Annotated in this window: 12 protein-coding genes and 1 pseudogene; 1 reads left to right on the top strand and 12 read right to left on the bottom strand. The window is 62.6% G+C overall.

What is annotated here, in order from left to right:
• Positions 1-75 precede the first annotated feature (75 nt).
• Positions 76-669 (top strand): GDSL-type esterase/lipase family protein, encoded by a 594-nt coding sequence (locus tag ACHFFR_RS05995; protein WP_394263361.1) that lies wholly within the window; start codon positions 76-78, stop codon positions 667-669.
• Between the two features lie 83 nt (positions 670-752).
• Here ACHFFR_RS05995 and ACHFFR_RS05990 read toward each other — a convergent pair whose 3' ends face one another.
• From ACHFFR_RS05990 to ACHFFR_RS05935, 12 genes and pseudogenes are all read right to left on the bottom strand, one after another.
• On the bottom strand, positions 753-827 hold the full coding sequence (locus ACHFFR_RS05990; RefSeq protein WP_394263360.1) for a 50S ribosomal protein bL37: 75 nt from the start codon (positions 825-827) through the stop codon (positions 753-755).
• A gap of 59 nt (positions 828-886) precedes the next feature.
• Positions 887-1,189: a mycothiol system anti-sigma-R factor gene (rsrA, locus tag ACHFFR_RS05985; protein WP_394263359.1), complete on the bottom strand. Its 303-nt coding sequence runs from the start codon at positions 1,187-1,189 to the stop codon at positions 887-889.
• Positions 1,186-1,797 carry a sigma-70 family RNA polymerase sigma factor gene (locus ACHFFR_RS05980; protein WP_394263358.1) on the bottom strand — a complete coding sequence of 204 codons (612 nt, stop codon included), beginning with the start codon at positions 1,795-1,797 and terminating at the stop codon, positions 1,186-1,188. Before ACHFFR_RS05980 ends, rsrA begins: the two co-directional genes overlap by 4 nt.
• An 85-nt stretch (positions 1,798-1,882) precedes the next feature.
• Positions 1,883-3,049 (bottom strand): N-acetylglucosamine-6-phosphate deacetylase, encoded by a 1,167-nt coding sequence (locus ACHFFR_RS05975; protein WP_394263357.1) that lies wholly within the window; start codon positions 3,047-3,049, stop codon positions 1,883-1,885.
• The gene (locus ACHFFR_RS05970; RefSeq protein WP_394263356.1) at positions 3,046-3,831 is read right to left on the bottom strand and encodes a glucosamine-6-phosphate deaminase; all 786 of its coding nucleotides are present in this window, start codon (positions 3,829-3,831) and stop codon (positions 3,046-3,048) included. Before ACHFFR_RS05970 ends, ACHFFR_RS05975 begins: the two co-directional genes overlap by 4 nt.
• A gap of 68 nt (positions 3,832-3,899) precedes the next feature.
• Positions 3,900-4,568 carry an N-acetylmannosamine-6-phosphate 2-epimerase gene (locus ACHFFR_RS05965; protein ID WP_394263355.1) on the bottom strand — a complete coding sequence of 223 codons (669 nt, stop codon included), beginning with the start codon at positions 4,566-4,568 and terminating at the stop codon, positions 3,900-3,902.
• Entirely contained in the window at positions 4,565-5,509 is a 945-nt protein-coding gene (locus tag ACHFFR_RS05960; RefSeq protein WP_394263354.1) for an ROK family protein, read from the bottom strand. Before ACHFFR_RS05960 ends, ACHFFR_RS05965 begins: the two co-directional genes overlap by 4 nt.
• A 9-nt stretch (positions 5,510-5,518) precedes the next feature.
• A complete protein-coding gene (locus ACHFFR_RS05955) occupies positions 5,519-6,433 on the bottom strand; it encodes a dihydrodipicolinate synthase family protein (protein WP_394263353.1) in 915 nt (304 codons plus the stop codon).
• Positions 6,430-7,281: an ABC transporter ATP-binding protein gene (locus ACHFFR_RS05950; RefSeq protein ID WP_394263352.1), complete on the bottom strand. Its 852-nt coding sequence runs from the start codon at positions 7,279-7,281 to the stop codon at positions 6,430-6,432. The genes ACHFFR_RS05955 and ACHFFR_RS05950 overlap by 4 nt, the downstream gene beginning before the upstream one ends.
• Positions 7,278-9,404 carry a dipeptide/oligopeptide/nickel ABC transporter permease/ATP-binding protein gene (locus tag ACHFFR_RS05945; protein WP_394263351.1) on the bottom strand — a complete coding sequence of 709 codons (2,127 nt, stop codon included), beginning with the start codon at positions 9,402-9,404 and terminating at the stop codon, positions 7,278-7,280. The genes ACHFFR_RS05950 and ACHFFR_RS05945 overlap by 4 nt, the downstream gene beginning before the upstream one ends.
• A gap of 1 nt (position 9,405) precedes the next feature.
• A complete protein-coding gene (locus ACHFFR_RS05940; protein WP_394263350.1) occupies positions 9,406-10,359 on the bottom strand; it encodes an ABC transporter permease in 954 nt (317 codons plus the stop codon).
• A gap of 142 nt (positions 10,360-10,501) precedes the next feature.
• A pseudogene (locus ACHFFR_RS05935) lies at positions 10,502-11,005 on the bottom strand (ABC transporter substrate-binding protein); the annotation flags it as partial.

Here is an 11,005-nt window from a genome sequence, read left to right as displayed (position 1 = left end):
CCTGTCCGATCGGTGGGAGCGCCCCTGTATCATCCGCACGATTGCGCCGATGTGCCGTAGGCTAAGAGGGTGAACATCCGAGTTTTCTTCGTCGGCGATGAGCTGGTTGCCGGGTACGGCGATGCCCGCGGACTGGGGTGGGTGGGGCGCACGATGGCCCGCTCACCTCACGACCCGCCCATCATGGCCCTGCCGCTGGCTTGGCCGGGGCAGACGACGGACAAGCTCGTGGAACGCTGGGAAAGCGACGTCCTCCCTCGCCTCGATAAGGATGCGGATAACCGCCTCGTCGTCGGCCTCGGATCGCACGATTTAGGCCTCACATCGACGGCGCGATCGCGCCTCCACCTCGCCAATCTCCTCGACAACGCGCACCGCCAAGACCTGCCGACCTTCGTCGTCGGGCCCGGTCCACGCCTAGATGTGCCGCAACGTGATCAGGAGGCGCTCACCCGCGCCTTTGCCGAGGTGTGCGAGCGGCGATCGGTGCCCTACGTCGACTGCTACACACCGCTGAAGAACCACGAGCAGTGGCTGACCGACATGGCGATGTCCCCAGACGGCTACAGCCCGCGCCAGGCGGGCTACGGACTCATCACGTGGCTTATCTTGCACCGGGGTTGGCATTCCTGGCTCGGCATCGACGCCCCCGTCAGCGTCAGCGACTAGCGCGCGGCCTACAGCAGCGCGGCAACAAAAAATGGCCGGAGCATCAGCTCCGACCATCTTTCACGTTTGAATACCGCGTATGGCTATGCGTTTGGACGCTTGCCACGGTTCGCAGGGCGCTTCCTACGAGCCTTACGCTTCCTACCGCGCTTCGACATGTTCACTCCTCAAATTGTTAACATCCACCAGTGTAACGACTCAGCCAGTGCCCTTCCAACTACCGCATGGTGATCTTGGTGATTTTCATCCGCAACGATTCGGGCGCATCCTCCCCGCAGCAGCCGCGGCGGATGACTTTGCGGATGACGATCTCTTCCTCGATCCGGCTCACGCAATTGGGGCAGCTGGCGCTGTGGCGAACGAGCAGGGAGGCATCCGCTTCGGTAATCTCGTGATCGAGCAGGGCAAACAGGCGATCGAGGACGTCGTCGCACTGGCAGTCTTGCCCGCAGTCGCATCCGGGGCTCTCGCACCCGCAGTTCTCGAGCCGTGCCACCAATTCGTCAAATTCTTTGCTCACGCCTTCTCCTTCACGTATCCCAGATCGCGTGCGTAGTCGCGCAGTAGATCGCGTAGCTGGGTGCGACCGCGGTAGAGACGAGACATGACCGTTCCGATCGGAGTTTCCATGATGTCCGCGATCTCTTGATAGCTAAAGCCTTCGACATCCGCCAAGTAGACGGCCGTGCGGCGATCCTCGGGCAGCTGCTCCATCGCCTGCCTAATCTCCTCGTTCGGAAGATTCTCAAGCGCTTCCATCTCCGCCGAGGCAAGCCCCGTCGAGTGGTGCGTGGAGGCGCGATACTCCTGCCAGTCCTCGGCCTCACCCGCGTCGGCCTGAAGCGGGCGGCGCTGCTTCTTGCGGTAATTGGAAATGAACGTGTTGTTCAAGATCCGGTAGAGCCACGCCTTGAGGTTCGTGCCCGGCTGGAATTGGTGGAACGCGGAAAACGCTTTCGCGAACGTTTCTTGCACGAGGTCTTCCGCGTCTTGCGGGTTGCGCGTCAGGCGCATGGCCGCCCCGTACAGCTGGTTCAGGTAGGGCACGGCGTCGCGCTCGAAGCGCGCGCTGCGCTCCTGCGGTGTTTCGTCCTCGACATTGATCTCCGAGGTCAGATCGTCGCTCATCCAACTCCTTGTCGTCGGCTTCAAGGATAACGCATCGCCCCGCCAGGTATTCCGTGGCGGGGCGAGTGCGTGGCTGATGGGCGTTCTAGGACAGGGTCTCGCCCTCGCGAATCACCTGTTCGATCTCCAAGTCCTCGTTCATCACGACGACGTTGGGCGCGGCTCCGACCGTCCACTCCAGCGTGACGCCGGGTGTGGTCTCGTCAAAGCCGACGGACGCCACCGGAGCGGCGACGGCGCATCGCACGGCGCTCTCCATGCTCAGGTGACCGCCGCGAACCATGCGCTGCACCTGTTCGGCGATGCGCGACGTGCCGCCAGCGATCGCACCTCCGCGCACGAGGCGCGCGGTGCCGGCAACGATGTTGACGTCCTGGCCGCCCAGCACGTACTGGCCGTCCGGCATGCCGGCGCCTTCCATCGCGTCGGTCACGAAGACGACGCCGAGCGGGTTCGTCTCGCCGACGTACTGGACGACGTCGTGAACCAGATCGGGGTGAACGTGAACGAGATCGGCGACGAGCTCGACCACGCACTCCTCGCGCCTAGCCGACGCAACGAGCTCGCGAACCGGGCCCGGCGCGCGGTGCCCGATCGGGGGCATGGCGTTGAACAGGTGGGTGGCCATCTGCGGAGGCTTCGTGAAGCCAATCTCGGCGGCGTACTCTGCGGTTGCCTGCGCGACCTTGCGAGTCTCTTCGAGGTCGGCGTTCGTGTGGCCCCATGAGGGAACGGCGCCGTAATCAAGGAGCATCTTCATCGCGGGGATCGCGTTGTCCACTTCGGGTGCGATCGTCATCGTCTTGATCCAGCCCTTGCCGGCCTCGAGCCACTCGCGCAGCTCGTCAAGATCGGGGTTGCGGATTGCCGAGGGGTTCTGCGCGCCCGCCTTGTGCGGGGAAATGTAGGGCCCCTCAAGATGAATGCCCGCGAGCTTGCCCTCTTCGCACGCCTGCGTCAGGCCTTCGATCGGGGGCAGCGTGTCAACGAGCGAGACCGTGGAGGCCATCATTGCCGTCGTACCCATCGAGCGATGGGCGCCAACCGCGCGATCAACGCCTTCGGGACTCGGGTCGTCCGGGAAGGAGGAACCGCCGCCGCCATGGCAGTGAACATCAACGAATCCGGGGGTGATCCAGCCGGTCACGTCAGGATCGACGTCGAAGATCTCAGCGACCTTGCCATCCTCGATGCGCAGGCCGGAGCCCACGAGCTTTCCGTAGCCGTCAAGGAGCTTTCCACGCAAAATCATACGTGCAGCTCCCAACGGACCTTGTGCATGTCGAGATTTTCAAGCTTGGACGCAGCCGCCTCATCGACGTACACGCGCACGGATGGGTGCATCTGAAGGATCGATGCCGGGCAGGAGGAGGTAATCGGACCCTCGACGGCCGCCGCAATGGCATCCGCCTTACCAGCACCGGTCGCGAGAAGCACGATGTGGTCGGCTTCCATGATCGTGCCCAGGCCCTGGGTGATGCACATGTCGGGAACCTTGTCCAGATCGTCGTCGAAGAAGCGCGCGTTATCCTCGCGGGTCTGGCGGGCAAGGGCATCGACGTGCGTGCGCGAGCTCAGCGAGATGCCGGGCTCGTTGAAACCGATGTGGCCGTTGGAGCCGATTCCGAGGATCTGCAGGTTGACGCCTCCGTTGTCGGAAATCGCGGCGTCGTAGGCGTCGGCGGCCTCGTGAGCGCCCTCGGGGAACTCGACGTTGCCGTTGGGGGTGAACAGGTTCTGGTCGGTCAGACCAGTCTTGTCGTCTCCCACGAGCTCATCCTGAAGCACCTTGCGGTAGCTCTCGGGGTGGCCGGGCTCAAGCCCGATGTACTCGTCCAGCGCGAACGCCTTGGAATCGGCAAGCGAGAACGTTCCCTCGGCGTGTGCCGCGCGCAGCTCCTCGTACAGAGGCAGCGGGGTCGAACCTGTGGCAACACCGAGGTTAAACGGGGTAACGCCGTTCTTCATCTCGATGAGATGCTCGGCCGCAGCCTTGGCGGCCGCGGTTGCATCAGTAAAAACTCCAACCTTCATAATGGTCCTTTCTCGAAAACAACGATGTATTCATGTGGCTCGCCGTGGTGGCGGCGGCCATGTGCGCGCTATTTGATGGCGTTAGCGAACCACGACGTGATGGTCGTGGGATGGGTAATCGCCGTTCCGACGACGACGGCGTAGGCACCGTGATCCATCACCTTGCGTGCCTGCTCGAGCGAGTGTACGCGCCCTTCGCACAGCACTGGGATATCTGGAAACTCGGAGACCATCTGATCGAGTAGCTCAAAATCTGGGCCATCGGTCTTCTCACGCTCTCCCGAGTAACCGGCGAGGGTCGTCGAGAGGATGTCGGAGCCGGCCTCAGCGGCCATCCGGGCGTCGTCGATCGAGCCGCAGTCGGCCATGACGAGGGTGCCCTCCTCCTTGAGCGCTGCGACGGTCTGCGCATAGGTGAGGCCGTCTGGGCGGGGGCGGCGAGTGGCGTCGATGGCCACGACGTCCGCGCCTGCCATGACGCAGGCCCGTGCATGACGCAGGGTCGGCGTAATGTAGACGCCCTCGTGGCCCTCTTTCCACAGGCCGATCACCGGAACGTCAACCTGGCCCTTAATCGCGGCGATGTCGGCAAGACCCTGGCAGCGGATGGCCACCGCGCCTCCCTGCTCGGCCGCGCGAGCGATCTGAGCCATCGTTTCTGGGTGGCGCATCGGCTCGCCCGGGTAGGCCTGAGCGGACACGATCAGTCCGCCACGCAAAGATTCGATGAGATTCACAGTTCCATACCTTCATTTCGTAGGAAATTCACGGCCGCACCATACAGCGGCGCTTCCGAGTCTAATTCGCCAAGCACAATGGGCATATCAGCCACGGGGTTCATTGCGCGTGCGGCGTAGCCCTCGCGCAGCGCCGCCCACCAAGCGTCTCCCGAGCGGGTCATTGACCCCGACACGACGACGACGGAGGGATCAACCGAGTTCGCCAGCGTTGCGATGGTCTCGCCCAGCGCAAACGCGGACTCGGTGAAGACTGTGCGCGCGAGTTCGTGGCCAGAATCCGCCAGATCTTGCAGTTCCTTGCCGTTGGCTACCTCGGGATCCTCGCTCGCGCGGCGAGCGTTAAACCAGTTGGTAATGCCGTGGCCGGAGGCGATCGCCTCAACGTGGCCGGTGCGCCCGCATGAGCACACGAGGTCATTGGCAAGATGGTGGTGGATGTGGCCGTAATGGCCGGCGAGGAAGTGATCGCCAAAATCGATCTGGCTGCCGCGCACGAGCGCGCCGCCAATACCGGTGCCAACGGCAACCGACAGGACGGAGGGAGCTCCCCTCCCCGCGCCGAACGTGGCCTCGCCGAGGCCGTGGGCGTGCACGTCGTTCACGATGTGAACGGGCAGACCCGTGGCCTCGCCGATCATGGCACCGAGTTCGGTACCAGCCCAGCCGGGCATCGTGTCGGTAGCCGACACGATCTGCCCCGTTGCTGGATTTACCACGCCCGCGCTGGCGATACCGATTCCGAGGAGAGAGGAATTGGTTGACCCCACCTCGCGGACAAGTTCCACGAGGCGTAGCGCGACGTCCGGACCGCCAGCGCGAGCGTTGGTTTGAACGGACTGGCTCGACTCGAATGCAATGTTCGATGCATCCGTGAGCGCCCATCCGATTTTGGTGCCACCGATGTCAATCGTGAGGATTTCTCCCTTGGCACCCGTCATTGTGTCCCCCTAGTCCAGCAGTCCGGTTTGGCGGAGCACTCCGGCGACTGCCTCGACGTTCGAGCCCTCGAGCGCGACGACCGGTTCGGGCATCGTGTTCGTCTCAAACACACCGAGTAGCATGAGCGCGGTCTTGAACGCACCCACACCCGCGCCGAAGCCGACTTCGCCGACCGGCACGGAGGTGATCCTCATGAGGCGCGCGGCGTAGTCCTGGAGCTCGCGTACGCGCTCCCAGTCTCCGGCCTTGCGTGCCTGCCACTGCTCAACGTAGACCTTCGGGTCCACATTGCCCAGGCCCGGCACGCAGCCGTCGGCACCGGACATGTAAGCGCCGTCAACGACGACCTCGTGGCCAGTGAGCAACGACAGATCCAAGCCCTGCTCGGTACGCAGCAGCGCAAGGTTGCGGAACGACACGTCGTCGCCAGAGGAATCCTTGACGCCCTGGAGCACGCCGTCGCGAGCCAGATCCAAAATCATGGCCGGGCTGAGCTTGACGTGAACACAGACGGGGATGTCGTAGGCGAACAGCGGGAGGTCAACAGCCTGCTTGATGAGCCGGAAGTGACGCTCGATTTCCTTCGGGCCGACGATCGCGTAGAACGGCGCGGTTGCCACGATGGCATCGGCGCCGAGATCGCGGGCGACCTTCGCCTGCTCGATCACGCGCGGCGTGGTGGTGTCAATGACGCCCACCAGAACCGGTACGCGACCCTCGACGATGCGCATCGTCTCAGTGATGATCTGCTTGCGACGCTCGTCGGTCGAGAACACGACCTCACCGGACGAGCCGAGAATAAACAGACCGTCCACTCCGGCGTCAACCATGCGGTTGATGTGCCTCTCGTAGCTGGCGATATCCAGTTCGCCATCGGCTGTTAGGGGTGCAACGACGGGAGGTATAACTCCATCGAATCTCATGATTGTCCTCCAAGGTCTGGGTGAAGCAATGAGGGTGCTGCGCCCAGAAGGGTTCGGGTGTAGGGGTGTTGCGGATTTGCGAGTAGTTCCTTCGCCGGACCTTCCTCGACCACTTCGCCCAAGTTCATCACGGCGATGCGGTCGGAAATGTAGCGAACTGTCTGGATATCGTGCGAGATGAAGACCATCGCGAGGCCGAGCTCGTTTTTCAGATCCATCAGCAGGTTCAGGATCTGAGCACGAACCGACACGTCGAGCGCCGAGGTGGGCTCATCTGCGATGATCGCGTCCGGGCGAAGAGCCAGGGCGCGGGCGATAGCCACGCGCTGGCGCTGGCCGCCCGAGAGCTGACCCGGGAGGGCGTCGAGCGCCGAATTGGGCAGACCCACCTGTGTGATGAGTTCCTCCACCCGAGCCTCGCGTTCTTCTTCCGTGCCGATATCGTGCACGCGGAGGGGATCCATCAGCTGGTCGCGCACGTGCATACGAGCATTGAGCGCGGTAGCCGGATCCTGGAAGACGACGGAGACGACGCGGCCGATCTTGCGGCGATCAGCTGCCGAACGCTTCGTCACTTCCTCTCCCCTGAAGAAGACCTGACCCTCGGATGGCTCTTGCAGGCCACACATGACGTTCGCGGCCGTGGACTTTCCGGAACCGGATTCGCCCACGATGCCAAGAACCTGGCCGGGCATGACCTTCATATTCACGCCGTTGACGGCGTGAACCTTATTCGGGTTGAAGATCGAGCCCGTACGGGTCTTGAAGATCACGTGCAGATCGCGAAGCTCGATGATCGGAGTGTTCGGATCAACCTGTGTATTGAGTTCCTGTTCGAGGGTGCTCATCGCTCGTCCTCCTTCACATCAGTAGCTGTCGCACTCGAGGCTTCTGAGGCCTTGCGTGCGCGCGATTCTTCGACGGGGGCGTACACGCCCTGATGCGCGGGCGGCTCGTATCCGGCGTCGGTCCAAGCCTGGTCCGGCACAGCGGCGTAGGCGTGGTTCTTGCCTTCGATTTCCATGCGCAGCGGCGGGGTATGAAGCCCGACGTCGGGGTGCGAGGAGCGCGGTGCGAAGCGGTCGCCGTCCGGGAAGTCCCGTGGCGATGGCACCGTGCCGGGCACCTGGTGGAGACGATCCGCGCCAGCCTCGATCGAGAGAACCGAGCCAAGAAGGCCGCGGGTGTACTCGTGAACGGGGTTGGACAGGAGCTCCGAGGTGGGGGCCTGCTCGACGACCTGGCCGGCGTACATGACCGTGATCTTGTGCGCGACTTCCGCAACGAGTGCGAGGTCGTGGCTAACGAAGACCATGGCGAATCCGAGCTTCTCGCGAAGATAGTTGAGCAGGTCGATAACCTGCTTCTGCACGGTCACGTCGAGGGCCGTCGTCGGCTCGTCAGCAATGATGAGCTTCGGATCGCGCGTGAGCGCCATAGCGATAAGCACGCGCTGGCGCTGACCGCCGGAGAGCTCGTGCGGGTAGGACTCGAGTGTACGCTTCGGATCCAGACCCACGAGTTCGAGGAGGTCTTCCGCCGTGCGGGTTCCTCCGCGGCTCGTCAGCTGCTTCATCTGCGAACGAATCAGCATGGCCGGGTTGAGCGAGGACAGGGCGTCCTGGTAGATCATTGCCATCTCGTGGCCGAGGAGTCCCTGGCGCTCGCTCGCGCTCATCTTGAGAAGGTCGCGGCCCTGGTAGAGGATCTCACCCGAGAGTTCGGCACGGGTGTCGATGAGCCCCATGATGGACAGTGCCGTAATCGACTTTCCACAACCGGACTCGCCCACGAGTCCCATCGTCTCGCCCTCGTGGACGGCGAAGGACACGTTGTCGACGACGTTGACATCGCCGTGGCGCGGGAACTTGATGGACAGGTTTCGCACTTCGAGGAGTGGCTGGCCGCTGGCTTCCGCCACGAATCTGTCCTTTCGCCGGCCTTCCACATCTGCCAGCTGATCGAGCCTCTGCTGGAGCGACTCGGCCTGCTTCTCGTGTGCGAGGCGCGGATCGAGGAGGAGCTTGTCCTGCTCGCGGGTCGCAGCCACGGTGTCGACCTTCTGGTCGCCCGAGGGAGCAGCCACCATCGCGTCGGTGATGCCTTCCGAAAGAATATTCAGGCACAGCACGGTCAGCATGATGAAGACGCCCGGGAAGAACGCGGTCCACCACTTGCCGGCCAGAACCGACATGTTCGAGGAGGCGTCCGACAGGACGTTGCCCCACGTGGAGACCATCGTGGACTGAAGACCCGAACCGATAAAGGTCAGCGAGGCTTCGAGGATAATGGCGTCTGCAACGAGAACCGTTGCGAACACGAGCACGGGAGCCGCGGTGTTGCGGGCGACGTGCTTGACCAGGATCCACGGAGCGCGTGCACCGGCGACGATGACTGCGCGAACGTAGTCCTCACCGTAGGCGCTCATGACGTTAGCGCGAACAATACGTGCCAACTGCGGGGTGTAGACGAATGCGATAGCGCCGATGATGACGGCAACGAGGCCGATGACGTTATCGGGTTCAAGCCTGCGCGAGAACACCAGCACCATGACGGCTGCCATGGCGATGCCGGGAACGGCCATGATGATGTCCATGATTCGCATGATGACTTCGCCGATCCACCTGCGCGAGACCGCTGCGATCGAGCCGATGATGGCTCCGAAGAACAGTGCTACGAGGGTGGCGAAGACGCCGATCATGAGCGAGTAGCGGCCGCCGTAGAGGATGCGCGAGAGCACATCTCGGCCGGCGTGGTCGGTTCCAAACAGGTGCTCACCGGAGGGCTCCAGCCAGATTCCGGACAGCTGGTTCGGGGTGTAGGGAGCGATCAGGGGAGACAGGAAGGAGATAGCGAAGGTCAGGACCAGGAAGGCCAGCGCCAGTTTCGAGCCAAGACCCATGTTGCGGATGCGGCTGAACCGAGCGCCCTTCGACGTTACGGTGTCGAGTTTCTGTTTCTTGGTTGTCATGTCACACCGACCTAATGCGCGGGTTGATGAGCAGGTAGAGCATGTCAACGATGATGTTGACGATGATGAAGGCGATTGCTACGACGAGCGCGCCACCCTGCACAAGGTTCACCCAGTTGTTCTGAATACCCAGGATGAGCACGCGGCCCATGCCCTGGATGTTGAAGATGATCTCGATGACCACGGCGCCACCGATGAGGTAGCCGACGCGAAGTCCAAGGACCGTGACCGGGGTGATCAGTGCATTACGCAGGACGTTGCGGCCGATCACGACTGAGCGCGGGACGCCGGCGCCGAGAGCGGTGCGGACGTAGTCGCGATCCAGTTCCTCAACCATCGAGGTACGCACGACGCGGGTCATCTGGCCGATGACGGGAACTGCGAGTGAGACAGCTGGGAGCAGCATGCGCATGAACCAGCCGCCGAAGTCCTCGGTCAACGCTGGCAGCGCGCCGGAGACCGGGATCGATCCGCCCACGAATGCGAGCACGAGGAGCGATGCAAGCCAGAAGGACGGGGTGCCAATGCAGATCACCGAGATGACGCGGATGACCTGGTCGGGCCAGCGGTCACGGTAGATCGCCGAAACAACACCGAGCGGGAACGCAACGATGACTGCAATGATCAGGCCGAAGAAGGTCAGAGATAGGGTGATCGGAAGCGCCTCGGCAACCAACTCGGTCACCTTATTCTGGTCGCCAATTCCGTAGAAACCAAGGTCACCCTGGAACATTTGGATTACGTAATTTCCATACTGCACGAGGAACGGATCGTTGTACCCGTGCTTGACGCGGAACGCTTCGAGAGCCTCCGGCGTCGCGAATTCACCAAGAGCCGTGTAAGCCGGGTCAATTGGCGAGAGGGACATGATGAAGAAGACGAGGAACGTCACGCCGATCACCATGATGGGGAGCGCGATCAGGCGCCGCCCGAGAAGTCTTAAGAGATTATTCACTGTCCTGAATTCCTCTTCTACCTGAGAAGGACGAGTTTCTTATGTGCCCTAAAAGGGACGCATGTGGATGCTGTAGAGACACAAAACCGTGGAGGGGAGGATAATTCCGCCCCTCCACGGCTTTGGGATTACTTGGTGTGGGTTAGTTCTTGACGGATGCACCAACGAGCTCGAGGCCCGTGGTGCCAATGCCGTCGACATTCTCGAGCTTATCCATGTTGAAGCCCGTGATCATCGTACGGTGGAAGAGCGGGTAAATAGGCGCTTCCTCTGCAACGAGGTCGAGAGCCTCAGCCCACTTCGCCTTGGCGTCGTCACCGGCCAGCTGTGCTGCTTCGGTGGAGATGTCCTGGAGCTTCTGGAAGGCCTCCGGTGAGGTCTGTGCCCATGAGGTACGCTGCTGCGTCCACACGTTGTCGCCGTACCACCAGTCGATGACGATGCCCGGATCCTGGCCAAAGACCGACGGATCGCCCGGTGCAAGAGCGACGTCGTAGGTCGGGTTGTCGACGTCCGCGAAGTTCGCGTACAGATCGCCGGACGCCATGTACTGAACGTTAACGGTCAGGCCAGCGGCCTCGAGATCCTGACGGATCTGCGGGGTCAGGTTCGCAACCCACGGGTGATCCGTCGAAATGAGGGTGAC

This window comes from Trueperella sp. (assembly GCF_043424875.1).
Lineage (GTDB): Bacteria > Actinomycetota > Actinomycetes > Actinomycetales > Actinomycetaceae > Trueperella.
This window is presented reverse-complemented; position numbering and strand designations above follow the sequence as displayed.

Bases quoted from the DNA above. Each gene is read 5' to 3' on its own strand.
- ACHFFR_RS05980 (WP_394263358.1), bottom strand. From the start codon at position 1,797: ATGAGCGACGATCTGACCTCGGAGATCAATGTCGAGGACGAAACACCG.
- ACHFFR_RS05975 (WP_394263357.1), bottom strand. From the start codon at position 3,049: ATGATTTTGCGTGGAAAGCTCCTTGACGGCTACGGAAAGCTCGTGGGC.
- ACHFFR_RS05970 (WP_394263356.1), bottom strand. From the start codon at position 3,831: ATGAAGGTTGGAGTTTTTACTGATGCAACCGCGGCCGCCAAGGCTGCG.
- ACHFFR_RS05960 (WP_394263354.1), bottom strand. From the start codon at position 5,509: ATGACGGGTGCCAAGGGAGAAATCCTCACGATTGACATCGGTGGCACC.
- ACHFFR_RS05955 (WP_394263353.1), bottom strand. From the start codon at position 6,433: ATGAGATTCGATGGAGTTATACCTCCCGTCGTTGCACCCCTAACAGCC.
- ACHFFR_RS05950 (WP_394263352.1), bottom strand. From the start codon at position 7,281: ATGAGCACCCTCGAACAGGAACTCAATACACAGGTTGATCCGAACACT.
- ACHFFR_RS05945 (WP_394263351.1), bottom strand. From the start codon at position 9,404: ATGACAACCAAGAAACAGAAACTCGACACCGTAACGTCGAAGGGCGCT.